Origin of the sequence: Variovorax sp. VNK109 (genome assembly GCF_049445855.1) — a bacterium.
Taxonomy (GTDB): domain Bacteria; phylum Pseudomonadota; class Gammaproteobacteria; order Burkholderiales; family Burkholderiaceae_C; genus JAGOCV01.
In genome coordinates this window covers 121,641-146,627 of record NZ_JBMSDV010000006.1, presented here as the reverse complement: position 1 = coordinate 146,627, position 24,987 = coordinate 121,641, and the positions used below count along the sequence as shown (strand labels likewise).

General features: G+C 64.0%; 22 protein-coding genes. 13 read left to right on the top strand and 9 right to left on the bottom strand.

All coding sequences use genetic code 11. From position 1 onward, the window contains the following. The first annotated feature begins 179 nt into the window (after window positions 1–179). The 3 genes from clpS to ACO2Q9_RS18520 all read left to right on the top strand — a co-directional run bounded on the left by clpS (window position 180) and on the right by ACO2Q9_RS18520 (window position 3,833). Window positions 180–548: an ATP-dependent Clp protease adapter ClpS gene (gene clpS, locus ACO2Q9_RS18530; protein WP_423313484.1), complete on the top strand. Its 369-nt coding sequence runs from the start codon at window positions 180–182 to the stop codon at window positions 546–548. Window positions 549–599: 51 nt separating this feature from the next. Next, a complete protein-coding gene (gene clpA, locus ACO2Q9_RS18525) occupies window positions 600–2,915 on the top strand; it encodes an ATP-dependent Clp protease ATP-binding subunit ClpA (protein ID WP_423313482.1) in 2,316 nt (771 codons plus the stop codon). 75 nt (window positions 2,916–2,990) lie between these two features. Continuing rightward, entirely contained in the window at window positions 2,991–3,833 is an 843-nt protein-coding gene (locus tag ACO2Q9_RS18520; RefSeq protein WP_423313480.1) for an NAD-dependent protein deacetylase, read from the top strand. On the opposite strand, the gene ACO2Q9_RS18515 is transcribed toward ACO2Q9_RS18520, so the two are convergent. Then, window positions 3,820–4,728: a LysR family transcriptional regulator gene (locus tag ACO2Q9_RS18515; RefSeq protein WP_423313478.1), complete on the bottom strand. Its 909-nt coding sequence runs from the start codon at window positions 4,726–4,728 to the stop codon at window positions 3,820–3,822. The genes ACO2Q9_RS18520 and ACO2Q9_RS18515 overlap by 14 nt on opposite strands. A 102-nt stretch (window positions 4,729–4,830) precedes the next feature. On the opposite strand from ACO2Q9_RS18515, the gene ACO2Q9_RS18510 reads away from it, so the two are divergent. Genes ACO2Q9_RS18510 through ACO2Q9_RS18500 form a run of 3 tightly spaced genes read left to right on the top strand, consistent with a single transcriptional unit; the run spans window position 4,831 to window position 7,580 of the window. Further along, complete coding sequence (locus ACO2Q9_RS18510) at window positions 4,831–6,207, top strand: acyclic terpene utilization AtuA family protein (RefSeq protein ID WP_423313476.1); 1,377 nt, start codon at window positions 4,831–4,833, stop codon at window positions 6,205–6,207. After that, window positions 6,204–6,563, top strand: coding sequence for an AtuA-related protein (locus tag ACO2Q9_RS18505; protein ID WP_423313474.1), 360 nt, complete (start codon window positions 6,204–6,206; stop codon window positions 6,561–6,563). The genes ACO2Q9_RS18510 and ACO2Q9_RS18505 overlap by 4 nt, the downstream gene beginning before the upstream one ends. A gap of 39 nt (window positions 6,564–6,602) precedes the next feature. Next, a complete protein-coding gene (locus ACO2Q9_RS18500; RefSeq protein WP_423313472.1) occupies window positions 6,603–7,580 on the top strand; it encodes a Bug family tripartite tricarboxylate transporter substrate binding protein in 978 nt (325 codons plus the stop codon). A gap of 21 nt (window positions 7,581–7,601) precedes the next feature. Here the strand turns inward: ACO2Q9_RS18500 and ACO2Q9_RS18495 are convergent, their stop codons facing one another. Genes ACO2Q9_RS18495 through ACO2Q9_RS18485 form a run of 3 tightly spaced genes read right to left on the bottom strand, consistent with a single transcriptional unit; the run spans window position 7,602 to window position 10,345 of the window. Beyond that, on the bottom strand, window positions 7,602–8,786 hold the full coding sequence (locus tag ACO2Q9_RS18495) for an acetyl-CoA C-acyltransferase family protein (protein WP_423313470.1): 1,185 nt from the start codon (window positions 8,784–8,786) through the stop codon (window positions 7,602–7,604). Window positions 8,787–8,843: 57 nt separating this feature from the next. Beyond that, complete coding sequence (locus ACO2Q9_RS18490) at window positions 8,844–9,626, bottom strand: enoyl-CoA hydratase/isomerase family protein (RefSeq protein ID WP_423313468.1); 783 nt, start codon at window positions 9,624–9,626, stop codon at window positions 8,844–8,846. Between the two features lie 14 nt (window positions 9,627–9,640). Further along, complete coding sequence (locus ACO2Q9_RS18485; RefSeq protein ID WP_423313467.1) at window positions 9,641–10,345, bottom strand: TetR/AcrR family transcriptional regulator; 705 nt, start codon at window positions 10,343–10,345, stop codon at window positions 9,641–9,643. A gap of 125 nt (window positions 10,346–10,470) precedes the next feature. Between ACO2Q9_RS18485 and ACO2Q9_RS18480 the strand changes: the two genes are divergently transcribed. From ACO2Q9_RS18480 to ACO2Q9_RS18455, 6 genes are read left to right on the top strand one after another with little or no spacing between them, the layout of a single operon-like run. Next, window positions 10,471–11,307: an ABC transporter ATP-binding protein gene (locus ACO2Q9_RS18480; RefSeq protein ID WP_423313465.1), complete on the top strand. Its 837-nt coding sequence runs from the start codon at window positions 10,471–10,473 to the stop codon at window positions 11,305–11,307. Continuing rightward, window positions 11,307–12,185 (top strand): branched-chain amino acid ABC transporter permease, encoded by an 879-nt coding sequence (locus tag ACO2Q9_RS18475; protein WP_423313463.1) that lies wholly within the window; start codon window positions 11,307–11,309, stop codon window positions 12,183–12,185. Before ACO2Q9_RS18480 ends, ACO2Q9_RS18475 begins: the two co-directional genes overlap by 1 nt. After that, window positions 12,182–13,219, top strand: coding sequence for a branched-chain amino acid ABC transporter permease (locus tag ACO2Q9_RS18470; protein WP_423313461.1), 1,038 nt, complete (start codon window positions 12,182–12,184; stop codon window positions 13,217–13,219). Before ACO2Q9_RS18475 ends, ACO2Q9_RS18470 begins: the two co-directional genes overlap by 4 nt. A 22-nt stretch (window positions 13,220–13,241) precedes the next feature. Further along, window positions 13,242–14,420, top strand: coding sequence for an ABC transporter substrate-binding protein (locus tag ACO2Q9_RS18465; protein ID WP_423313459.1), 1,179 nt, complete (start codon window positions 13,242–13,244; stop codon window positions 14,418–14,420). Between the two features lie 20 nt (window positions 14,421–14,440). Then, window positions 14,441–15,259, top strand: a complete 819-nt coding sequence (locus ACO2Q9_RS18460; RefSeq protein ID WP_423313458.1) for an ABC transporter ATP-binding protein — start codon at window positions 14,441–14,443, stop codon at window positions 15,257–15,259. Between the two features lie 2 nt (window positions 15,260–15,261). Continuing rightward, window positions 15,262–17,073: an AMP-dependent synthetase/ligase gene (locus ACO2Q9_RS18455; protein WP_423313456.1), complete on the top strand. Its 1,812-nt coding sequence runs from the start codon at window positions 15,262–15,264 to the stop codon at window positions 17,071–17,073. 27 nt (window positions 17,074–17,100) lie between these two features. Here ACO2Q9_RS18455 and eno read toward each other — a convergent pair whose 3' ends face one another. The 4 genes from eno to ACO2Q9_RS18435 all read right to left on the bottom strand — a co-directional run bounded on the left by eno (window position 17,101) and on the right by ACO2Q9_RS18435 (window position 21,656). Then, window positions 17,101–18,390, bottom strand: a complete 1,290-nt coding sequence (gene eno / locus ACO2Q9_RS18450; protein WP_423313454.1) for a phosphopyruvate hydratase — start codon at window positions 18,388–18,390, stop codon at window positions 17,101–17,103. After that, window positions 18,387–19,427 carry a phosphotransferase family protein gene (locus tag ACO2Q9_RS18445; RefSeq protein WP_423313452.1) on the bottom strand — a complete coding sequence of 347 codons (1,041 nt, stop codon included), beginning with the start codon at window positions 19,425–19,427 and terminating at the stop codon, window positions 18,387–18,389. The genes eno and ACO2Q9_RS18445 overlap by 4 nt, the downstream gene beginning before the upstream one ends. 65 nt (window positions 19,428–19,492) lie before the next feature. Beyond that, entirely contained in the window at window positions 19,493–20,560 is a 1,068-nt protein-coding gene (locus ACO2Q9_RS18440; RefSeq protein ID WP_423313450.1) for a serine hydrolase, read from the bottom strand. Further along, window positions 20,490–21,656, bottom strand: a complete 1,167-nt coding sequence (locus ACO2Q9_RS18435; protein ID WP_423313449.1) for a serine hydrolase — start codon at window positions 21,654–21,656, stop codon at window positions 20,490–20,492. The genes ACO2Q9_RS18440 and ACO2Q9_RS18435 overlap by 71 nt, the downstream gene beginning before the upstream one ends. Window positions 21,657–21,812: 156 nt before the next feature. Here ACO2Q9_RS18435 and ACO2Q9_RS18430 point away from each other — a divergent pair, with 156 nt between their 5' ends. Next, window positions 21,813–22,712 carry a ketopantoate reductase family protein gene (locus ACO2Q9_RS18430; protein ID WP_423313780.1) on the top strand — a complete coding sequence of 300 codons (900 nt, stop codon included), beginning with the start codon at window positions 21,813–21,815 and terminating at the stop codon, window positions 22,710–22,712. Here the strand turns inward: ACO2Q9_RS18430 and ACO2Q9_RS18425 are convergent. Further along, window positions 22,687–24,945, bottom strand: a complete 2,259-nt coding sequence (locus ACO2Q9_RS18425) for a KAP family P-loop NTPase fold protein (protein ID WP_423313447.1) — start codon at window positions 24,943–24,945, stop codon at window positions 22,687–22,689. The two genes, ACO2Q9_RS18430 and ACO2Q9_RS18425, sit on opposite strands and share 26 nt — an antisense overlap. Between the last annotated feature and the right edge of the window lie 42 nt (window positions 24,946–24,987).

Here is a 24,987-nt window from a genome sequence, read left to right as displayed (position 1 = left end):
ACCTCCGAACTCTTTTTGTTTCCACGGCGCAGCCAGTTTGCTGAGCGGCTGTGCCTTTGTCAACAAACTGTCATCTCGGGGTTTGCGCCAATGGCGGGACGGAAAATGTCACACCTTGAATGTCGCGCAGACGCCACCAATTCACCATCATGCTGCGGTGCGAAAGGCGGCTCGATAGAATGAATTCCATGGCAACAAAACCCCCCTCCGCGCCGACCCGGCCTGCCACGCAGCAGCCCGGCGGCAGCGACGGCGACTCCGTCGTCCTGGAGAGACGGACGCAGAAGGTTCAGCCACCCCAGATGTACCAGGTGGTGATGCTCAACGACGATTACACCCCGATGGAGTTCGTGGTCGTCGTGATTCAGGAATATTTCAGCAAGGACCGGGAAGCGGCCACACAGATCATGCTCAAGATCCATCTGGACGGCAAAGGCGTCTGCGGCGTCTATTCGAGGGACGTTGCGGCCACCAAGGTCGACCAGGTGATGGAGGCGGCGCAGAGGGCCGGGCATCCCCTGCAGTGTGTGAGTGAACCGGTTGAATAAAACACGGTCCAACCTCACGTAACGTTTTTACAGCAAGGCAAAGGAAATCTCATGATTGCCCAGGAATTGGAAGTCAGTTTGCACATGGCCTTCGTGGAGGCCAGGCAACAACGCCACGAGTTCATCACCGTGGAACACCTGCTGCTCGCCCTGCTGGACAACCCGAGCGCCGCTGAAGTACTGCGCGCCTGCTCGGCCAACATCGACGATCTGCGCAAGTCGCTGACCAACTTCATCAAGGACAACACCCCGCAGGTGGCGGGCACGGACGACGTGGACACCCAGCCGACGCTGGGCTTCCAGCGCGTCATCCAGCGCGCCATCATGCATGTGCAGTCCACCGGCAATGGCAAGAAGGAAGTCACCGGCGCGAACGTGCTCGTGGCCATCTTCGGCGAGAAGGACTCGCACGCCGTGTACTACCTGCACCAGCAGGGCGTGACGCGCCTGGACGTGGTGAACTTCATCGCGCACGGCATCAAGAAGAGCGATCCGCCCGAGCCCACCAAGAGCGGTGAGGCGTCGTCCAGCGAGGGCGAAGAGGGCGCGAGCGAGAAGAACGAAAAGGCTTCCCCGCTCGAGCAGTTCACGCAGAACCTCAACCAGATGGCCAAGGACGGCAAGATCGACCCGCTCATCGGCCGCGAGTACGAGGTCGAGCGCGTCATCCAGATCCTGTGCCGTCGCCGCAAGAACAACCCGCTGCTGGTGGGTGAGGCCGGCGTGGGCAAGACCGCCATCGCCGAGGGCCTCGCCTGGCGCATCGTCCAGAAGGACGTGCCCGAGATCCTGGGCGAGTCCATCGTCTACTCGCTCGACATGGGCGCGCTGCTGGCGGGCACCAAGTACCGTGGCGATTTCGAGCAGCGCCTCAAGGGTGTTCTCAAGTCGCTGAAGGAAAAGCCCAACGCGGTGCTGTTCATCGACGAAATCCACACGCTGATCGGCGCGGGTGCCGCGTCGGGCGGCACGCTGGATGCGTCCAACCTGCTCAAGCCGGCGCTCTCCAGCGGCCAGCTCAAGTGCATCGGCGCGACGACGTTCACCGAATACCGTGGCATCTTCGAGAAGGACGCCGCGTTGTCCCGCCGCTTCCAGAAGGTCGACGTGGTCGAGCCGACGGTGCAGGAAACCATCGACATCCTGAAGGGCCTGAAGTCGCGCTTCGAGGAACACCACAGCGTGAAGTACGCTGCCGCTGCGCTGCAGGCTGCTGCGGAGCTGTCGGCCAAGTACATCAACGACCGTCACCTGCCCGACAAGGCGATCGATGTGATCGACGAAGCGGGCGCGGCCCAGCGCATCCTCGCGCCGTCCAAGCGCAAGAAGACCATCGGCAAGAGCGAGGTCGAGGAAATCGTCGCGAAGATCGCACGCATTCCGCCGGCCAACGTGTCCAACGACGACCGCAGCAAGCTGCAGACGATCGAGCGTGACCTCAAGAGCGTGGTGTTCGGCCAGGACAAGGCGCTCGAAGTGCTCGCGTCCGCCGTGAAGATGGCTCGCTCGGGCCTGGGCAAGGGCGACAAGCCGATCGGCTCGTTCCTGTTCAGCGGACCCACCGGCGTCGGCAAGACCGAAGCGGCCAAGCAGCTTGCCTACATCATGGGCATCGAGCTGATCCGCTTCGACATGTCGGAGTACATGGAGCGTCACGCGGTGTCGCGCCTCATCGGTGCGCCTCCCGGCTACGTGGGCTTCGACCAGGGTGGCCTGCTGACCGAGGCGATCACGAAGAAGCCGCACGCGGTGCTGCTGCTCGACGAGATCGAGAAGGCGCATCCGGACATCTTCAACGTGCTTCTGCAGGTCATGGACCATGGCACGCTGACGGACAACAACGGACGCAAGGCCGACTTCCGCAACGTCATCATCATCATGACGACGAACGCGGGTGCCGAGACCATGAACAAGGCGACCATCGGCTTCACCAACCCGCGCGCGGCGGGCGACGAAATGGGCGACATCAAGCGCCTGTTCACGCCCGAGTTCCGCAACCGGCTGGATGCCATCGTCAACTTCAAGGCGCTCGACGAGCAGATCATCCTGCGCGTGGTGGACAAGTTCCTCCTGCAACTGGAAACCCAGCTCGCCGAGAAGAAGGTCGACGTCACGTTCTCGGACGGGCTGCGCAAGCACCTGGCGAAGAAGGGCTTCGATCCCCTGATGGGCGCACGCCCGATGCAGCGGCTGATCCAGGACACGATCCGCCGTGCACTGGCCGACGAACTGTTGTTCGGTCGCCTGACCGACGGTGGCCGCCTGTCGGTGGACCTGGACGACAAGGACGAAGTGCTGCTCGACATCCAGCCTCTACCCAAGAAAGAGGGCAAGCCCAAGCCGGAGGCCGAGGAAACCGAAGCCTGATCGGCCCCGGGTTCTGCTCGACAAAGCCGGTGGTTCGCCACCGGCTTTTTTATTTTCAGACTATGCTGATCCGCCATGAACGACGCCTCGTCCCTTGCTGAATTCGTCCGCCGTCACCCCCGCCTGTTCGTGCTGACCGGCGCGGGGTGCAGCACCGAATCCGGCATTCCGGACTATCGCGACGCGGCGGGCGAGTGGAAACGCGCTCAGCCGGTGACCTACCAGGCTTTCATGGGCGACGAGTACACGCGCAAGCGCTACTGGGCGCGCAGCATGATCGGCTGGCGCATCATGGGCGGCGCACAGGCAGGCCGTGCACATCATGCGCTCGCATCACTCGAATCGGCGGGGCACGTCGAACTGCTGGTCACGCAGAACGTCGACGGTCTTCACCACGCTGCCGGCAGTCGCTCGGTGGTCGACCTGCACGGTCGCATCGACACCGTGCGTTGCATGGCGTGCGAGGCGCGAACTGCGCGGTCCGCCTTGCAATCCTTGCTGCTACAGCGCAATCCGGCATGGGCCGCGCTTGACGCGACCGTGGCACCCGATGGCGATGCCGATCTCGAAGGCCGTGACTTCGCCAGTTTCGATGTACCCGCGTGCCCTGACTGCGGCGGCATACTCAAGCCCGATGTGGTGTTCTTCGGCGAGAGCGTGCCGCGCGAGCGCGTGAATGCGGCGTTCGATGCGCTGTCGCGGGCCGACGCGATGCTCGTGGTCGGCTCTTCGCTCATGGTGTATTCCGGCTTTCGCTTCGCGCAAGCCGCGGCGGATGCAGGCAAGCCCATCGCGGCGCTGAACATGGGGCGTACACGCGCCGATGCACTCTACACATTGAAGGTGGAGCAGCCCATCGGCGCGACGATGGATGCCCTGGTCCGCGAGCTCGATGTGGGGGTGCTCAATCCAGCTTGAGTGTTCCGATCCGCTGGATGATCAGGTCGTGCAGCGCCTGCGCGGCCATTGACAGGCTGCCTTCGCTGCGCTGTACCAGATAAACAGTCCTGCGCAGGTCCTTCAGCGGCAACGGCCTTGTGTGGATGGTTTCGCGCCGGAAGTGGAACAGCGTCAACGCGGGCACCGCGCTGATGCCCAGACCTGCTTCGACGAGCCCGGTGACGGTGGCCAGATGTTCAACTTCGAACGCGGTGTTCAGTCGAAGCGGACTGAGGGCCGCATCCAGCGTCTGGCGCACGCTGCTGTTGCGCGCCAGCTGGATGAACGGCCACGGCGCAAGCTTGCGGATGGTGAGCCGTGCCTCCTGCGCGAGTGGATGGTCGGCTCGGCAGACGAGGTGGAAGCGGTCCGCGCACAGCTTGCGGGCCCGCAGTTCGCCGCCGGGGCCCGAGGCCGACAACGCGAAGTCCGCCGCGCCGCTGCGCACTTGCGCAATGCAGGCATCCGACAGGCCATCCGCCAGGTCGATGGTGATCCCCGGCCATTGCTGCATGAACTCGGCGAACACACCGGGCAGCCAGCCGGCGGCCAGCGAGGGCAGGGCAGCGACGCGCACGCGACCCTTGCGCAGTTGCGTGTGACTCGTCAGTTCCTGCACGGCATCGCCCATGTCCTGCAGGAGTCGCCGGGCTAGCACGTCGAACACGCGCCCTTCAACCGTCAATTGCACGCTGCGCGTGTCGCGGTCGAACAGCCGGCTGCCCAGCGTTTCCTCCAGCGCCCGGATCAGCGCGCTGAAAGCGGGCTGCGACAGGTGGCAGGTCTGCGCAGCGCGCGTGAAATTGCGCAGGTCCGCGAGCGCGATGAACGCGCGCAACTGGCGCGACGACAAATCGGGTGGACGCGTGGCCATTGTTATCCGAAATTCAGATCAATCGATCGGGAATTTCTATTTTACGGATCACTCATGTGAATCTACAGTCCGCCCATAAACCAAAGAACGATTCGGAGACATATGCGTCAGGTCGACAGACCACCACTGCTCGTCGGCTGTGCAGCCGGCTTTTCGGGCGACCGTACCGATGCGGCCGGGCCCGTGGTGGACACGCTCATCGCACGACTGGCCGATACCGATGCAGGCACGCAGGCCGTGCTGATCTTCGAGACACTGGCAGAACGCACGCTGGCCCTCGCGCAACTGCGGCGGCGGCGTGACCCCGACTCCGGCTACGAGCCCCTGCTCGACGACATGCTGCGGCCCGTGCTGGCGCGCTGCCTCGCGAACGGCATCCGCATCGTGAGCAACTTCGGCGCAGCGCATCCCCGTGCTGCGGCGCGGCACATCCTGCGAATGGCGCGCGAACTGGGCATGCGTGAGCCACGCGTTGCAGTCGTCGAAGGCGATGATCTTTCCAGCCCCGAGCATGCGGACCTGCTGCGCCAGCAACTCGGTCCGCAATTCGACCGCTTGCGCATCGTGAGCGCCAATGCCTATCTGGGGGCCGAACCCATCGCGGCGGCGCTGGCCGCCGGGGCGGACATCGTGGTCTGCGGGCGCGTGGCCGATCCGTCGTTGACCGTCGGCCCAGCGCTCTGGCACTTCGGCTGGCGCGCGGATGCGTGGGAGCAGATCGGCCGCGCCACGATGGCCGGTCATCTGCTGGAATGCGGTGCGCAGGTCTGCGGCGGCTACTTTGCCGACCCGGGTTTCAAGGATGTCGAGGCACTCGAATCGGTCGGCTTTCCCGTCGTCGAGCTTCATGCGGATGGTGCGTGCACCGTCGGCAAGTCACAAGGGACCGGTGGTCTCGTGACCGAGGCCACGGTGAAGGAACAGTTGCTCTATGAAGTGCACGACCCTGCGGCCTATCTGACGCCCGACGTTGCTGCAGATATTTCTGAAGCCGAAGTCAACGCCGTCGGCCGCGATCGGGTGTCGCTCTCGGGTGTCAGCGGGCGCGCGCGGCCTTCGCATCTCAAGGTGAACGTCTGCCATGAAGGCGGCTGGCTTGGCGAAGCGGAAATCTCCTACGCAGGCCCGCGTGCCGAGTCGCGTGCGCGGCTGGCGGCTGATGTGCTGCGCAAGCGCCTCTACAGCCTCGACGTGCGCGTGGACCTGATCGGTGTGACCAGCGTGTTCGGCGACGACGCCGGCCGGCTGCTCGCCACAACGCCTGATGGCGGCGCACGTGACGTGCGTGTGCGCGTCGCTGCTGCACACGAAGACCGCGCGCAGGCCGAGCGCGTCGGCCGCGAAGTCACGGCGCTCTACACCTGCGGTCCGGCGGGCGGTGGTGGCGTGCGCAGCAGCGTCACGCAGCGTCTCAACACCATCTCGTGCCTCGTGCCGCGCGAAGCGGTGCCCGCACGTTTCGACATGGTGACCGCATGAAGACCGTTCCGCTTTACCGCCTGGCCCACGGCCGCACCGGTGACAAGGGCGACCGGTCCAACATCAGCGTGATCGCATGGCGACCCGAGTTCTGGCCCTTGCTGGTGGAGCAGGTCACGCCCGACGCAGTGAAGGCGCAGTTCGCACATCGCCAGCCGTCGGCCGCCAACCGCTACCTGCTGCCGAAGCTTCATGCGATGAACTTCGTGCTCGACGCCGTGCTCGACGGTGGCGTGAACGACGCGCTCAACCTCGATACGCACGGCAAGGCGCTGTCCTTCCTGCTGCTCGACATGCCGGTGGACGTTCCGCACGAACTGCTTCCCCTGCTGGCCGGACCCGATTTGCCGGCCTGACGACCTTTTCGCTTCATCAACAACTTCGAAGGAGACACCATGACACGCATTCACAAATTCAAGACGCTGACCGCTGCATTGGCGCTGACCGTGCTCGCGCCGCTGGCTGCGCAGGCTCAGGCCTTCCCGGACAAGCCGATCACCTTCGTCGTGCCCTTCGCGGCCGGCACCGCCACCGACCAGATCGCACGCGCGCTGGGCAACCAGGTGGCGGCTGAGTCGAAGCAGTCCGTCGTCATCGACAACAAGGCGGGTGCCAGCGGCTTCATCGCCTCGCAATACGTGGCCAAGGCCAACCCGGATGGCTACACGGTGCTCATCACCACCAACACCACGCATGCCGCCAACGAACATCTGTACAAGAAGCTGCCGTACGACCCGGTGAAGGACTTCGCACCTGTCACCGGCCTGGGCAAGGGCGGCCAGATCATGGTGGTGAATCCGTCATTCCCCGCGAAGAGCGTGATGGAGTTCATCGCTGCCGCCAAGAAGGAGCCCGGCAAGTACAGTTTCGGCAGCGGCAGCTCGTCCAGTCGCATGGCGGGTGAACTGCTGCAGCAGATGGCCGACATCAAGCTGCTGCATGTGCCCTACAAGAGCAACACGCTCGCCGTGACCGACCTGCTGGGTGGCCAGATCCACATGATGATCACCGACACGGCAACCGGCCTGCCCCAGGTCAAGGGCGGCAAGTTGCGTGCGCTCGGCATGTCCAGCGCGGCGCGCTCGCCGCTGGCGCCCGATGTGCCGACCATCGCCGAAGCCGGCGTGAAGGGCTACGAGATGGGTTACTGGTTTGCTGCCTACGCACCGGCGAAGACGCCGCCTGCCGTGATCAAGCGCCTGAACGAATTGCTGGTGAAGGCCGCTCGCAGCGAAGAAGCCCGCAACGCGTTCTACGCACCCACAGGCACTGAAGTCTTCACGACAACGCCTGAAGAGATGGCGAGCTTCCAGGCTGCAGAAACACAGAAGTGGGGCCGCATCGTGAAGGGCGCCGGCATCGAGGCCGAATAAGCGCCCGGGCAAGAGCGGGCTTCAGACCCGCTCGAACACCGCCGCAATGCCCTGGCCGCCGCCGATGCACATGGTAACCAGCGCATAGCGGCCCTTCACGCGGTGGAGTTCGGCAATCGCCTTCACCGTGATGATGGCTCCCGTAGCGCCCACCGGGTGACCCAGCGAAATGCCCGAGCCGTTCGGGTTCACCTTGGCCGGGTCGAAGCCCAGTTCCTGGATGACGGCGCAGGCCTGTGCGGCGAAGGCTTCGTTGGATTCGATTACGTCGAAGTCCGACACCTTGAGGCCGGTGCGCTCCAGCACCTTGCGCGTGGCCGGCACCGGGCCGATGCCCATGTAGGCCGGCTCCACGCCTGCGTGTGCATAGCCGACGAGGCGCGCCAGGGGCTTGAGGCCGAGCGCCTGCACGCGCGCCGCATTCGCCAGCACCACCGCGCCCGCACCATCGTTGATGCCCGACGCGTTGCCTGCCGTCACCATGCCGTCCTTCTTGAATGCGGGCTTCATCGTCGCGAGCGTTTCCACCGTCGTCGTGCCGCGCACATGTTCGTCGGTGTCGAACACCACCATGCCCTTGCGCGTCCTGATCTCGATGGGAACGATCTGTTCCTTGAACTTGCCTTCGGCAATGGCGGCCGCAGCGCGCTGCTGGCTCTGTGCGGCCAGCTGGTCCTGCTGCTCGCGGCTGATGTTGTAGCGTGCTGCGACGTTCTCCGCCGTGATGCCCATGTGGATCTTCTCCCACGGGTCGTGCAGGATGCCGAGCATGTAATCGATGAGCTGCGCGTCGCCCATGCGCATGCCATAGCGCGCGGCGGTGTCGAAGTAGGGGCCGCGGCTCATCGACTCGGAGCCACCGCCGATGGCGATCTCGCAGTCGCCGAGCGAAATGGCCTGCGCAGCCGACACGATGGCCTGCAGGCCCGAGCCGCAGAGCCGGTTGACGTTGAAGGCAGGTGTTTCGATGGGGCAGCCTGCGTCGATGGCGGCCACGCGTGCCAGGTAGGCGTCTTTCGTGTCGGTGGGGATCACGTTGCCCATGACCACGTGACCGATGGCGTCGGGTGCAACGCCGCTGCGCTCGATGGCGGCCTTCACGGCCGTGGTGGCCAGTTGCGTGTTGGGTACGTCCTTGAGCGAACCGCCGAAAGTGCCGATGGCCGTGCGGGCGGTGCCGACGACGAAGATGTCCTGGAGAGCCATGGTGTTGTTCCTGAATCTGGATGGAGTGGATCGGTCGATGAAGAGGCTGGCAAGAGATCAGCGGCCCCGGAATTCCGGGGCACGCTTTTCGAAGAAGGCCGCAGTGCCTTCGCGGAAATCGTCGGTCTGCGCACAACGCGCGAAGGCCTGCGCCTCGGCGTCGAGCTGGCCGCGCAGGTCGCGGTCGAGGCTGGTGCGGATGAGCCGCCGCAGTTCGCCGAGCGCACGCGTCGGGCCGTTGGCGAAGCGCCCGGCGATGGCTTTCGTTGCTGCGGCAAGCTCCGCGCCGGGCACGACGCGGTTGACCATCGACAGCCGCAGCGCTTCTGCCGCGTCGCAGGTCTCGCCGAGCATTGCGATCTCCAGCGCCTTGCGCTGGCCCACGATGCGAGGCAGCGCCCACGACGCGCCGACGTCGCAGCTCGTGCCGACGTTCACATAGGCCAGATTGAATTTCGTGCCTTCGGCGGCGACCACGTAGTCGGCCTGCAGCATCAGGCTGAGGCCTGCACCGGCGACCGCGCCATGCACGCTGGCGATCACCGGGGCGTCGCCGCTTGCGAGTATCTGCAAGCCTTCGTGCAGCGGGCCGATGAGGTCGGCCGCGCCGTTGACCGGATCGTCCCGCAGCACGGAAAGATCGCCGCCCGACACGAAGGCCTTGCCGTTGCCGGCCATCACGATGGCGCGCACCGACGCATCGGCCGCGAGCGCTTTCACATGGCCCAGGAATGCGCTGGCCATCGCACGGTCGATGGCGTTGTAGGCAGCAGGGCGGTTGAAGCGCAGCGTGGCGATGCCGTCGTCGCGCTCCAGGAGGATGGGGGAATCGTTACTCATGGGGTGTATGAAGTTCAGGCCACCTTGCGGCGCGTCGTCTTCGTTGCGGGGCGTACTTTGGCTGCTGCCACATCCGTGCGCTGAAGGATGCCGTTGAACAAGATGGCGTTGCACTGCTCGGCGATCTGCTCGGGCGTGAACTCGCCGTCGGGTCGATACCAGCGGCCGATCCAGCTCAGCGCACCGGCGGTGACGAACGCCGCCATCTTCGGGTCGCACGGCGCGATCACGCCTTCGTCGATGCCCTTGGCGATGAGCCGACGGAACTCCATGTCGATGGCCGCCTTGAGCTTGCGCAGTTCCTTGCGGCGCGGCGCGGAGAGCGGGTCCTCGCCGATGCGGATGAGGCACATGCCGAAGTCCATCGTCACGATGCGCGCATAGGTGCTGAGGCAGGCGGTGAGCTGGTCGAGCGTCTGGCCCCCGGCCTTGCGCGTGTCCTCGATGCCTTTCTGCATCATCGCAAGGCCCTGGCGAACGCACTCGAACAGGATTTCTTCCTTGTTCTTCACGTAGTAGTAGAGCGTCGGCTTGCTGACGTTGAGCTTCTCGGCCACGTCGTCGAGCGAGGTGGCGTGAAAGCCCCGTTCGTTGAAGAGCTGGGCCGCGGCCTGCAGCACGGCGTTGCGCTTGGCTTCGCGCTGTTCCTCACGCGAGGAGGTGCGCGTCCACGGCGAAATGTCTGTCACCGGAGTAGGGCGTTTTCTGGTTGTTGTCATGCTTGCTTGGGGTAAGTCCTGATGCTTGGCTTCCTGTGGCATCCCTAACATTACTCGCGAGTAGAAATTCTACGTGCAAGTAGAAACCCGGAGAAAGAACCGGAAAGGCAAGGAAGAGACAAGCAATGGCGGCAGTACAACCCGTGCTCGAAGTCGATGCGCTGACGCTCGCGTTCGGTGGCGTGAAAGCGCTCACCGACGTGCGCTTTTCCGTGCAGCCCGGCTCCATCACGGCGGTCATCGGCCCGAACGGCGCTGGCAAGACTTCACTGTTCAACACCATCTCGGGCTTCTACAAACCCACGGCCGGCCGCGTGAAGTTCAAGGGCGAAGACATCACGCGCCTGCCCGCACCGCAACGCGCCAGGCTGGGGCTTGCGCGCAGCTTCCAGAACATCGCGCTGTTCCGCGGCATGACGGTGCTGGACAACATCAAGCTCGGCCGCCACGCGCACCTGAAGACCGGTGTGCTGGGCGGCCTGTTCTATGCGGGCAAGGCGCGCAAGGAAGAGGCCGAGCTTCGCGCCGACATCGAGCACCGCATCATCGACTTCCTGGAGATCGATCACATCCGTCATGCACCCGTGGCTGCCTTGCCCTACGGCCTGCAGAAGCGCGTGGAAATGGCGCGAGCGCTCGCCATGCAGCCGCAGGTGCTGATGCTGGACGAACCGGTCGCCGGCATGAACCGCGAAGAGACGGAAGACATGGCGCGCTTCATCCTCGACGTGCGCCGCGAGTGGGGCATCACCGTGCTGATGGTGGAGCACGACATGGGCATGGTGATGGACCTGTCGGACCACGTGGTGGTGCTCAACTTCGGCCAGGTCATCGCGCAGGGTGTGCCTGCGCATGTGCAGGCCGACCCCGAGGTCGTGCGTGCCTACCTGGGCGCGGGCGACGTCGGTGAACTGCGTCGCAAGCTTCGCGGTGCACCGCAAACGACGGCGGAGGTGGCCTGATGGATTGGGCGTACCTCTTCGAGATTTCTCTCACGGGCATCGCCAGCGGCGGCCTGTACGGCCTTGCCGCGCTGGCCTTTGTGCTGGTCTACAAGGCCACGCGCGTGGTCAACATCGCCATCGGCGAGGTGCTGATGATCGGCGCCTACCTCTTCTTCGCGTTCGCTGCGAGCTTCTCGCTGCCGCTGTGGCTCGCCATCCCCGGGGCGGTGCTGGGCACCGGCCTGCTGGGCGCGGTGATCGAGCGCACCATGATCCGCCCGCTGCTCGGTGAACCGCCGATCTCCGCCTTCATGGTCACGGTGGGCCTCGCGTCCATCCTCGTCGGCGCGGTGGAGATCATCTGGACGGCCGACCAGCGCCGCCTGCCGGAATTCCTGCCGAACAAGCCCGTGATGATCGGCGACGCCTTCCTCGCACCCAAGGTCGCTTACGGCTCGCTGGCGGCGCTGGTGCTCATCGTCCTCGTGCTGCTGCTGTTCCGCTTCTGGCGGGGCGGTGTGGCGCTGCGTGCCACGGCGTCGGACCAGGGGGCGGCCTACATGATGGGCATCAACGTGCCGCGCGTGTTCTCGCTCGCATGGGTGGCGTCGGCCATGATCGCGGCGGTCGCAGGCATCGTCGTCGGGTCGATTGGCGGCATCTCCTCGTCGATGGGTGTGTTCGGCCTGTCGGTGCTGGTGGTCGTCATCGTGGGTGGGCTCGACAGCGTGCTGGGCGCGTTGGTCGGCGGCCTGTTCATCGGTCTGGTCGAGGCGCTGGCCGGTGCCTACCTCGGCGGCGAATACAAACTGCTGGCCACCTTCGTGGTGCTGGTGATCGTGCTGATGATCCGGCCTTACGGCCTCTTCGGCACGCACGAGATCGAGCGACTATGAGAATCGGAACCCTCAAGGAAAGCTACATCGCCGACGCGGCGCTGTTCGATTCGCGCACGCAAAAGGTGTGGCTCGCCATCGGCGCGGCGATGCTTGTCGTGCTGCCGTTCGTGGCCAGCGACTACTGGCTCTACCTCGCGTGCCTCGTCGCCATCAACATCGCGAGCGCGACGGGTCTGAACATCCTCACTGGCTACACCGGCCTCGTGAGCCTGGGGCAGGCGGCCTTCATGGGGCTGGGCGCGTACACGGTCGCCATCCTGCAGATCCGCTTTGGCACGCCGTTCCTGTTCAACCTGTTCGCGGGCGGCATCGTCGCCATGCTGGGCGGGCTGATCGTCGGCATTCCGTCGCTGCGGGTGAAGGGGCTGTACCTGGCCATCGCCACCATCGCGGCCTCTTTCATCACGCACTTCCTGTTCGCCAACCTCAAGCTCACGGGCGGCACCACAGGCCTGTCGCTGCCGCCGGCACAGTTCTTCGGCATGACGCTCGACACTTCGTTCCGGCTCTACTGGCTGATCGTGCCGGTCACCATCCTCATGCTGCTGGGCGCGGCGAACCTGTTCCGCACGCGCGTGGGCCGTGCCTTCATCGCCATCCGTGACCGCGACATCTCTGCCGAGGTGCTGGGCATTCCGTTGCTGCGCTACAAGCTGCTGTCGTTCGGGCTGTCGTCGTTCTATGCGGGTGTGGCGGGCGGGCTCTTCGCGTATTTCTTCCGCGTGATCACGCCGGAGAGCTTTCCGCTGCTCATGTCGATCTTCTTCCTGGCTGCCATCATCGTCGGCGGCATGGGCTCCATCCTCGGCGGCATCCTGGGCGCGGCCTTCATGACCATGGTGCCCGAGCTGCTGAAACTCGTCGTGGACCTGCTGCCCGGCGGCCACGAGCTCACCGTCTTCCTGTCGCCGGTCCGCACGGTCATCTTCGGCCTGCTGATCGTCGGCTTCCTCGTGTTCGAGCCCCACGGGCTCGCCGAAGTGTGGCGGCGGATCCGCCGCTTTTTCCATCTGTGGCCGTTCCGTAACTGAAGTCAAAACCCAGGAGACAAGCATGAAAGACAAGCAAACCCCTTCGCTGCGTCGTCGCAGCCTCGTGCTGGCCGCAGGCGCGGCCATGGCCGCACCGCTGACCGTGCGCGCGCAGGCCGAAGACATCGTCATCGGCGGCTCCATCCCGATGACGGGTGTGTTCGCGTTCGCGGGCATCGGCATCAACGCCGGCATCGCCGACTACGTGAAGATCGTCAACGACGCCGGCGGCATCAAGGGCCGCAAGGTGCGCTACGTGCCGGAAGACACGGGCTACAAGGTCGACGTATCCGTCGCCGCCTACAAGAAGATCACCAGCCAGAACAAGGTCAACCTCTACTACGGCGACTCGACCGGCTTCTCCAAGACCATCAATCCCGAGCTCGAGCGCAACGGCCAGATCCTGATGGCGGGTGCCTCGTTCGCCACCGAACTGAACGACCCGGCCAAGTACCCGATGCAGTTCCTGGTCGGCCCCGACTACACCGAAATGTTCGGCATCCTGCTCAAGCACATCGCCAAGGAAAAGCCAGGCGCGAAGGTGGCCTTCGTGTATTCGGACTCCGAGTTCGGCCGCGACCCGATCGAGAAGAGCGAAGCGGAAGCGAAGAAGCTCGGCCTGTCGGTGCCGCTCAAGCTCATGACGCCGCCCGGCAGCGTGGACGTGTCCACCGAAGTCATCAAGCTGCGCCGCGCCGCGCCCGACTACACCATCTTCCACGGCTACGTGCTCGCACCGATCCCCGAGTTCGTGCAGCAGGGCAAGCAGATGGGCATGACCAGCAAGTGGATGGGCACCTTCTGGACGATGGACAGCTCCACCGTCATGAAGATGGGCGACGCCGGCGACGGCTTCATGGGCGTCATGCCGTACCGCTACTACTACGACACCTCGGCCAAGTCGCCGATGCTCGACAAGATCCGCGCCATGCGCCCGGAATACCAGAGCACGGCGTACACGCAGGGCTTCCTGACGGCCATGCTGTTCGTCGAAGCGGCCAAACGCACGCTGGACGCCGGCAAGCCGCTGGACGGCAAGAACCTCAAGGCCGCGCTCAACTCCATCAAGGACTTCGACACGGGCGGCCTGATCGGCGTGCCGATCACCATCAAGGGCAATTCCATTCCCGTGGGCCGTGTGTACCGCGCGGACATGAAGGCGCAGAAGATGGTGCCGGCATCGGACTGGATCGCACTCTGACCTGAAGGCGCGAAGACACCGTGACCCAGCCCGCCGCCGACTACGTCCTCGAAGTCAACAACATCGAGGTGGTCTACAACAAGGTCGTGCAGGCCCTGCGCGGCCTGTCGCTGGCCGTGCCGCGCGGGCAGATCGTCGCGCTGCTGGGCAGCAACGGCGCGGGCAAGTCCACCACGCTCAAGGCGGTGTGCGGCCTGCTGCCGCTGGAAGACGGCGCGTTGCAGGCCGGCCGCATCAGTTTCGACGGACAGCCGGCGATGAAGCTGGCACCGCAGGAACTCGTGCGCCGCGGCCTTTCGCATGTGATGGAAGGGCGGCGCGTCTTCGAAGACCTCACGGTGGAAGAGAACCTTGTCGCCGCGACTTACGCGCTCACCGGTCGCAAGCCGGTGCCGCGCGACTTCGACGCGGTCTACGCGTACTTTCCCCGCCTGCACGAGCGCCGCAAGGGGCTCGCAGGCTACCTTTCGGGTGGCGAGCAGCAGATGCTGGCCATCGGTCGTGCGCTGGTTGCAGACCCCACGCTCATCCTGCTTGACGAGCCGTCGCTCGGTCTCTCGCCCAAACTGGTGGAAGAGATCTTCACCATCATTGCGCGCATCAATGCCGAGCGCGGCGTGTCGATGCTGCTGGTGGAGCAGAACGCGAGCGTGGCGCTGGCCGTGGCCGACACCGGCTACATCATGGAGAACGGCAAGATCGTGATCGACGGCACGGCCGAGAAGCTCGCTTCGGACCAGGACGTGCGCGAGTTCTACCTCGGCGTCGGTGGCACGGGCGAGGCGCGCAGTTTCCGCGAGCTCAAGCATTACAAGCGCCGCAAGCGCTGGCTGTCGTGACGATGAACACACTCCCCGAGAAAACGCTGCCGCAGATGCTGAGCGCGCTGGCCGCCAGCCAGGGCAGCCGCGTCGCCATCCGCCAGAAGGACTTCGGCATCTGGCATCCGCTCACCTGGGCGCAGTACCGCGAGCGCGCGGGCAACTTCGGCCTGGGCCTCGCCACGCTGGGCATGGGTGAGGGCAGCCATCTGGGCATCATTTCAGAGAACCGTGTCGAATGGGTTCTCTCGCAAATGGGCGCGGGCCTGATCGGCGCCGTTACCGTCGGTGTGTACCCGACCAGCCCCACGAACGAAGTGGCCTACGTCGTCGGCCACGCCGACATCGAGGTCGTGGTCTGCGAAGACCAGGAGCAGACCGACAAGGTGCTGCAGGCGCTGGACCAGTTGCCGCGTCTGAAGCGCATCGTCATCGTCGAGACCAAGGGCCTCGCGAGCTATCCACCCGAGGCGCGCGAACGCATCGTGACTTTCGACGAAGTGGAGGCCGCAGGTGCTGCGTTGCGCGCAAGAGAAGGCGACAAGCGCATCGACGCCGCGCTGGCCTCGCAGAAGCTCGACGACATCGGCCTGATGATCTACACCTCCGGCTCCACCGGCGCGCCCAAGGGCGCGATGATCTCGTGGCGCAACATCCGTGGCGTCGTGCCCGGCATCGTCGACCGGCTTGGGCTGGACGGCGACACGACGCACCTGTCGTACCTGCCGCTGTGCCACGTGGCCGAGCAGATGCTCACGACCTTCGTTCCGCTGTACCTCGGCTCGCAGGTGAACTTCGGCGAATCCATCCGCACCGTGCAGGAAGACCTGCGTGAAGTCGCGCCGACCATGTTCCTCGGCGTGCCGCGCATCTGGGAAAAGCTGCACGCGTCCATCAGCATCAAGATGCAGGAAACCGGTGCGTTGCGCCGCGCGATGTACCAGCGCGCTGTGGCCGCCTGCGCGCCGATGGCCGAAAAGCCGCGCGCGCAATGGAGCCTGGGCGAGAAGGCCAGCTACTTCATCTGGTACTGGCTGGTGCTGCGTGCGCTCCAGAACTTCATCGGCCTGCGCCGGGCGAAAGTGGCGCTGACGGGCGCTGCGCCGATTCCGCAAGACGTGGTGCGCTACTTCCGCACGCTTGGCGTGCCGCTGGTCGAGGTGTATGGCATGACCGAATCCACCGGCATGGTCACCGGCCACAAGCGCGACGAGGTGAAGATCGGCACCGTCGGTCCGGCCACGTTGGGCGCGGAGCACCGCGTGGGCGAGCAGGGCGAGCTGCTGTTGCGCGGCGACATGGTGTTCGCCGGCTACTACAAGAACCCCGAAGCCACGGCCAGCAGCATCCGCGACGGCTGGCTGCACACCGGCGACGTGGTGGCCGAGGTGGACGGGCACATCCGCATCGTCGACCGGCTGAAGGACATCATGATCACCGCAGGCGGCAAGAACCTCACGCCGTCGGAGATCGAGAACACCATGAAGGCGAGCCCCTACGTGAAGGAGTGCATCGTCATCGCCGAGGGCCGCAAGTTCGTCGGCGCGCTGGTGCAGATCGACTACGAAACCGTGGGCAAGTGGGCCGAGGCCAACCGCCTCGCGTTCACGCACTTCCGCTCGCTGGTCGAAATGCCGCGCGTGCGCGAACTCATCCAGGGCGAGATCGACCGCGGCAACGGCCGCCTGGCGCAGGTGGCGCAGATCCGCAAGTTCCACCTGCTGACCAAGGAACTCGACCACGACGACGGCGAAGTCACCGCCACCATGAAGGTGCGGCGCTCGAGCATCTACAAGACCTACGCGCAGGAGATCGAAGCGCTGTACGGTTGAAGCCGCATCAAAGTTTCAGCGCTTGCCTCATCGCTTGCCCGCCAGCGCGGCCTTGCCCCAGAAGCCCGCAGGCGCACCCGGTCGCGTCTCCAGCCGGATGCCTTCGTTCCACTTCGCCATACGCTCCGAACGCGCAAACGAACCCACCTTGAGTTGACCCGCATTCCAGCCCGTGGACAGGTGCACGATGGCCACGTCCTCGGTTTCGCCCGAACGCGCAGACACGATGGTCGAATAGCCGAGCGACTGCGCGGTCCTCAGCGCGAGCAGCGTTTCGGTGACGGTGCCGGCCTGGTTCGGCTTGATCAGCACGCAGTTGCAAGCGCCTTTGGCGGCGGCGTCTTTCACACGCTGTGCGTTGGTGACGAGGTAGTCGTCGCCGACCACCTGCACCTTGTGGCCCACGGCGCGGGTGAACGCGACGAGCCCGGCTTCGTCGTCCTCGGCCAGCGGGTCTTCGATGGAGACGATGGGGTAGCGCTCCGTCCAGCCGACCAGCATGTCGAACAGGCCTTCGGAGTCGAGCTCCTGGTTTTCGAGGGCGAGGCGGTAGCGGCCGTCCTTCCCGAATTCCGATGACGCGATGTCCAGCGCAATCGAGACTTCGTGGCCCGGCGTGTAGCCCGCGCGCTCGATGGCAGCGACCAGCGTGTCCAGCGCATCTTCGTTGCGCGTGAAGCTCGGCCACCAGCCGCCTTCGTCGGCGATGCCGGCCAGCGCCCCGCGCGCGGCCATCAGTTCACCGGCGGCGCGATAGACCTCGGCCGTCATCTCCATCGCTTCGGCGAAAGACGTTGCGCCGGTGGCGATGACCATGAAGTCCTGCACGTCCACACGGCGGCCCGCGTGTGCGCCACCACCGAAGATCTGGATCTGCGGCAGCGGCAGCTTCGGCGACTGGCCTTGCGGCAAATCCTGCGCGAGATAGCGCCACAGCGGCAGCCGCGCATGCGCCGCTGCGGCATGCAGCACCGCGAGCGACGTGGCGATGAGCGCGTTGCCGCCCAGGCGCGACTTGAGCTGTGTGCCGTCCAGCACCGCGAGCGCGGTGTCGATGCCGGCCTGATCCGTCACGTCGTGCCCGATCAGCAGCGGCGCAATTTCGCCGTCGATGCCGCGCAGCGCAGCCTGCACGTCCAGGCCCTTGAAGCGCTCGCCGCCGTCGCGCAGCTCCACGGCCTCACGCGTGCCGCGCGACGCGCCGGCCGGTGCGATGCCGATGCCCGAGGTGCCGTCCTCGTTGGTGATTTCCACTTCCACGGTGGGCCGGCCGCGCGAATCCCAGATGCGGCGGGCTGCAATGCTCTTGATCTTCATGCGTTGAATTCCTGCGCCCAGCGGCGGGCGATGTCTGCGATTGTCGACGGCGGCTGCGCTACCAATGCCATGGCGACGTTGCGCACCTTCGCGCGCTGCGGCTCGCCCAGATATTCCACCGGCGATTTCCCGTCGACACGCGCCAGCGTCAGGCCGGGCAACAGCGTGGCGACACGCGCCTCCAGTGCGTCGACCGGCTCCCACGTGACATGGGCTAAGTAGGCCCGCGTGAACGCGTCGAGCGCATCCATCAGCGCCTTCGCATGCAATGGCAGATGCGCCGCCTTCAGCAGGAAGTGGTTGAGGCAGAACGCCACATCGAACGCCGGGTCGCCGAACCAGGCGCATTCGGCGTCCAGCAGCACGGGCCCGTCCTCCCGACCTGCCGGCCCGATGAGGATGTTCTTCGGGCTCACGTCGCCATGCACCAGCACGCGGCGCGTGGCCGCTGTGCGCTCCACCGTGGCCATGAGCTGGTGTGCGAGGGCAGGGTGCACGCGCGCTGTCTCGACCAGATAGGGCTCGAGGCGGATGGCGTAGAAGTTCTCGTCCGTGGCAAAGCGCGCGGCAATCGCCGGGTTGTCCGCCGTCGCGGCGTGGATGCGGCCGAGCACATCGCCCACCTGTCTTGCAACCTGCACGTCCACACGGCCGGCCAGCATGTCCGCCTTCCAGTTGCGGTACTCGGGGCCGAGGAACTCCATCACGAAGGCTTTGCTGGCATCGTCCTCGCCCAGCACGCGCGGCACGTGGCCGGGCGCAATGCCGTCCACAGCGCGCAGCCAGGCGATCTCGTGGAACACGCGCTCCACCGGCACCAGCCATTCCTTGGCGACCTTGAGTTTCGGCAAGGCCTGCTTGACGCAGTAGCTGCCCGAAGCAAGATCCACGCGGTAAATGCCTGACGACACGCCGCCGGTCAGCGCGGTGATGCGGGGTGTTTCGCCGGTCCGGGCGAGGCCCAGACGGGTGAGGACGCCGTTCAGCGCGGCCGGATCCTGCGCGATGTCCCGGTACTGCGATTCATTGTTTTCCATGCCGGGCGCATTGTCAGCCGCGCCGCCCGCGCCGTCACTCGGGGATCGCCCTCGGTCGGCGCCTTTTATTTCATCGACTTCAGCGCCGTCTCGCTCACTGCGCGGCCCACCTCGCGGAAGATGCCGCCGGCTTCCTTCTGGTCGTCCATGTCGGCTGCGCACGTGGTGACCACGATGCCTTTGGCGCCGCCGTCCTGCGGGTTGATCACCGCCATGTGGCAGGCGCGGCGGTACTGCGTGCCGGTCTTGTGGATGATCATCTCGCTCTTGGGAATGCCGCCTTCGAGCCGGTAGTCGCCACGGCGGCCGAACTTCATGTACTTGAACAGCTGCTGCGTGCTTTGTGCGGACAGCGCCTGGCCGCGCACCAGCTTCTCCAGCATGCGGCCGTAGCCGTCCAGCGTGGCGGTGTTGAGCTGCTTGCCGTAGTAGCGGTCGTAGGCCTCTTCCATCGTCTTCACCTTGAGCTGGTCTACTGGTAAATCCAGCGCGCGGCGCACCGCATTGAAGCGCTGCGGCCCCTGCGGCACACCGGCAATCTCCACCAACTGCAGCCGCGTGAGCTTGCGCGCGTCAGGGTGGATTTCGGAATAGACCTCGTAGCGCACCTGCGCGAGGTCGGTGATCTTCTTCACGCCGTCGCCCATCATGTCGCTCGCGGCCTTGTCCAGGTTGTCCTGGCCCACGGTGCGCACCAGCAGGTTGGCGGCCGTGTTGTCGCTCACGCCGATCATGCGGGTGAGCAGCGAGTCGATGGTGTAGCGCGTGCCGGCCTTGGCCCACACCAGCTCGCCCGGGCCGTCGATCTTGTCGCCTTCCTGCAGTTGGGCCGTGGACTGCAGCTTCAGCTTGCCTGCGTCCACCTGCCGCAGCGCGGCAATGGCGATCGCCACCTTCACGGTGGAGCCGAGGTACCAGCCTTCGTCGGCGTGGTGGCTGTAGACCTCGTTGGTGTCCAGCCGCTTGACGTACACGCCCAGCCGGCCGGGCGAGCTTTCGTCGATGCGCTCGACGCGCTGGCGCAGGGCCTCGCGCCAGTCGGGCTTATTCGCCGCGCCCGGGTCAGCGTGGGACGGGACTGCTGCGAACGCCAGTGACAGCGCCACCAGCAGCGACATGACAGGACGGTGCATCGACGACTCCCTGGGTCAACAAACCTGAACGGCACACGGCATGGCCCACCTCGCGCAACGCGCGCTCGGACCGTGCCAGCGAAGCGTCGCCGCGTGTGCAGGCGACGATGACAATGCGGCGCACGCTGCCGCTCGGCGGGTCGGCCACCTGCAGCAGGCCCGAATCGCAGAAGCGCGCGCGCTGCGTGCCCGTCTTGTGCGCAAAGCCCACGTGCGGCGGCAGTGCGGCCTTGATGCGCTGCGTGCCCGTGGCCGTGCGCGACATCACGCCGGTGAGGTAGCGCGTGTACTGCGGCGACAGCGCCCGGCCGTCGAACAGCGCCTGCAGCATCTCGCCATATACATCGAGCCGACCGCTGTTGAGCCCGCTGGCGTAGTACGACGCGTAAGCCGCATCCAGCGAGCGCAGCTTGAACTTCTGCGGCGGCACGCGCGTGAGCTGCGACAGCAGTTCGAGCCGCGCCTTGTCGGTGGGCTGCTGCTTCAGGTGCAGCCAGTCCTTACCCGACAAACGCTCAGCGGCCGGCGTAACCCGGCCATACACCTCGCGCCGCACATCGGCCAGCGTGGTGATGGGCTGGATGCCCGGCGGGTCGAGCTGGCGCGTGAGCGACTGCACCACCTCATTGACCGCGCGCAGGCCCACCAGGTCGATCAGCATGTCGCTCGCGGTGTTGTCGCTCTGGATGATCATCTGGTCGATGAGGAAGCGGATGGTCACCGGCGCGGCGACAGGGCGGCTGTTGGTCTCGCCCGCGCCGTCCACATAGTCCGACGCGCGCAGGCGCAAGGTGGTGTCCAGCGTGAAATCGCCACGCTCGACGGCGCGCAGCACCGCGATGGCAATCGGCGTCTTGACCATCGACGCGAGGTACCAGGTTTCTTCGGCGTGGTGGTTGACCTCGGTGCCGGTGTCCAGGTCGCGCACATGCACGCCGAGTTGCAGCGGCGGCTTGGGGTCGATGGCCTGGAGATAGCCCTCCAGCCGCACATTCCACGGCTGTGCACAGGCGGCGGAAGCCGCAAGCACGGATGCGATGGAGGCAAGGGAAGTGGCAACGGCGGCCATGCGTGGGCGAAGCGAACGCAGGAGCATGGCCCATGATGGAGAGCGCGTGCCGCGCCACGTGTAGGACAACAGCGGAAACACGGGCAGGCCCCTAGAATGAAATCCATGACCGCCACCCAACCTTCCACCCAGACTCCCACCCCCTCAAACCCCGTAAATGCCGCCCGCCTTCGCGTTGCCGTGATGGGCGCAGGCGCTGTCGGCTGCTTCTTCGGCGGCATGCTCGCCCGCGCAGGCCACGACGTCGTGCTCATCGGCCGCCAGCAGCACGTCGACGCCGTGAAGCAGGGCGGCCTGCACATGGACACGAAGATGTTCGACGAGCAAGTGCCCATGGGCGCCAGCACCGAACCCGATGCCGTGGCCGGCGCCGACGTGGTGCTGTTCTGCGTGAAATCCACCGACACCGAAAGCGCAGGTCAGCAGATCCTGCCGTTCCTCGCGCCCGACGCGCTGGTGCTCTGCCTGCAGAACGGCGTGGACAACGCCGATCGGCTGCGCACCGTCATCCGCAACCACGACGTGGCCGCCGCCGTCGTCTACGTAGCCACCGAAATGGCCGGCCCCGGTCACCTCAAACACCACGGCCGCGGCGAACTCGTCATCGAACCCGCCACCCGCAGCGAAGCCGTGGCGCAAGCGCTCATCGCCGCAGGCGTGCCCACCGAAATCTCGGACAACGTGCGCGGCTCACTCTGGGCCAAGCTCATCCTCAACTGCGCGTACAACGCCATGTCCGCCATCGGCCGCATGCCTTACGGCGAACTGGTCAAAGGGCAGGGCGTCACGGACGTCATGCGCAACGTGGTGGACGAATGCCTGGCCGTCGCCAAAGCCGACGGCGTGACCATTCCGGGCGATGTGGATGCGGCGGTGCGCAGGATTGCAGAGACGATGCCCGGCCAGTTTTCATCCACCGCGCAGGACGTGATGCGGGGGAAGAAGAGCGAGATCGACTATCTCAACGGGATTGTGGTGCGGCGTGGGGAGGCGCTGGGGGTGGCGACGCCGGCGAATCGGGTTTTGTGGGTGTTGGTGAAGTTGTTGGAGGAAGTGTCTAAAGACCATCGTCCTCCGCGTTGAGCCAGGTCGGGATAGCTAATCTTTCTGCAGAAACGCCAATATTAATAAGATCCTCACGTAACTTTCTCAACTGCGCCCGCATGCGAAAAGGAACCGCAGAAAAGACAGCGGCCGACCAAGCTGATGGAAAGATATCCGGATGGATGTTGTTTATTCTGCCGGCTTGTTCGACTCCCCCCCAAGATGCCTGTCTAGTCTGAAACAGCATTTGCCGTATATAGAGAATCGCATTCGCTGACAACGCTGCAGCTTCTTCGTCGCCAACCTCAGAAATAGATAGAAATGTTTCTGTCAGTCGTGAAGCTAGGTTCTTGTCCGCATAAATGGGTGATTTCTCAGATTCAACTAGCCAAGGCCCCAATTTTTCGTCACCCGTTGAAATTGCAATCATTCCACCGTTCTTCAACAGCCGCGCTAGCAGAGCGGACACGACTTTCGGCGCCAGCACACTCCGAATCTCTTCGCGCCATTCCATTCTGAGACTCGCCTCATTAGGACTCTGCGCGTGATTTTCATTCCAAAATGGATCGGTTTCAGCAAAAACAGCATCAGGATCCACGCATTTTGTTACTGCTTGTCTGCCAATAGATCGCTCGCGAGCGCGCAGTTCAGTCTCACCGTCATTCCTTGTCCAGCCCAACCAGTTCCGCACGATTTGATAGAGTGAGCATACTGATTTGGGTGAAGTTGCAGCAAAAGAAATTTCTTTGGATGACGAGTCTGAAAACAAAATCTCTACGATAGACAAAGATCTTTGTGATTTTTTTAAAGCGTTTTTCCATTCAGATTCAGATGAGCTGTCTGCCATTTCTGACAAGCAATTTTGATAGTCTTGAAGGGCTACCTCCAAGAAATCAGAAGCTGCGGAACGACGAGATGTTGAACTTTGATCAGCAAGACTGCTAACAAAATCTTCTAAATTCTTTTGACTGAAAGTCGAAAGATCCTGGTCTCTGAATCTCTTGAATTCCGAAAATGTAATGATCGGCTCTTCAAAAGAGAGTTTCACCCAATATTCAATCTGATCCGGTCCTAAGTATTGCCAATGTTGAAGAAGCCTCAGTGCTGCTTCGATGATGCGATCGGTGTCTTCTGGATGTGGAGTGGGCAGAATGGCTAGAAGATTCTCACGAGTCGCCGCTTCTTTTTCCTTTCTTTCTCTGTCGTCGCTTGCCCAAAGCAACCAGCTACCGTCAGGGTTCTTAGATTCAGCGAGAATCCAATCGGCCAGTTTTTTGCTCGCCTCGCGGACGATTGAATGAAGGAGAATGCCTACCCAATCAACCTCACTTGCTGCGTGACGTGAGAGCGTTGAACTAAATGAACCAAGTGTTCGAGCAAGAATTTTTATCCTTCGCGGTTCTGCCGGCATTACCGACGCAATACTTAAAAGGGCCTCGGTTGGTAGAGATGGACAGCAGATAGAGAAAGTCGCTTCAGCTAACCGCTTCTTTCCAGATTCTTCGGCGTTCGGCATCTCGAACGGCACATCGATAACCTTCTCGAGAAAACCATCTGCATTCTCACCGAATGCTTTTGAATATTCATATAGGGCCCCTGCAATGGCTTTTTTGTCGTACGCAAGAACGTACGAGAAGCCTGGCCAATCAAGGAGTTCTCGCATTGCCAAAAAGGATTTTGGAATGATCTTCGGATCTGCCCGATCTAGGTCATCTATAAAAACGACAACGCGACGTCCTGACAATGCTCTGACTAGTGCTTCTAGGTCTTGATTTCCAATCTTCGTCCAAGCTGACGAGCGCGACGCCAATTTTTCGATGATATTGAGGGCAACTTTGGTTGCGATTGGCGGTGCCGGTGAAAGCTCCTCGGCTCCTTTTCTTAGAGCCTGGAACCAGTCACTAAAACGGAGGATTCGGCTGGCTTGCTTTTTTAGTCGTTGTCTTGATGGAACTTGAATATCTAGTTCACGAAATCTCAAGGAAAGGGCCTCATAGAAATGCGCAATGACGCTTCCTTCCCCAGCATCTGCCCATACTGAGAATGCGACAACGATTGCACCATCGCTTTCTTCCAGACCTCTCAGAAGATTCAAAACGCTAGTCTTTCCGCTCCCCCAAGGGCCTGTAAGACCAATTCGTGTAGACCAATTGGGGGGTGTTGCTTTGATGACGCGGTGCAAAGCTCTTGCTACGCCCAAGCTGTTTAGTAAGTCTTCTTCAGGCGATTTAATTGGTGCATCGTGTCCCGGGCTGCCGTTTTTTTTCTGCATTTTTTCCCTCCATTTTTTTGCTTTCCAATGGAGAATGTGGCG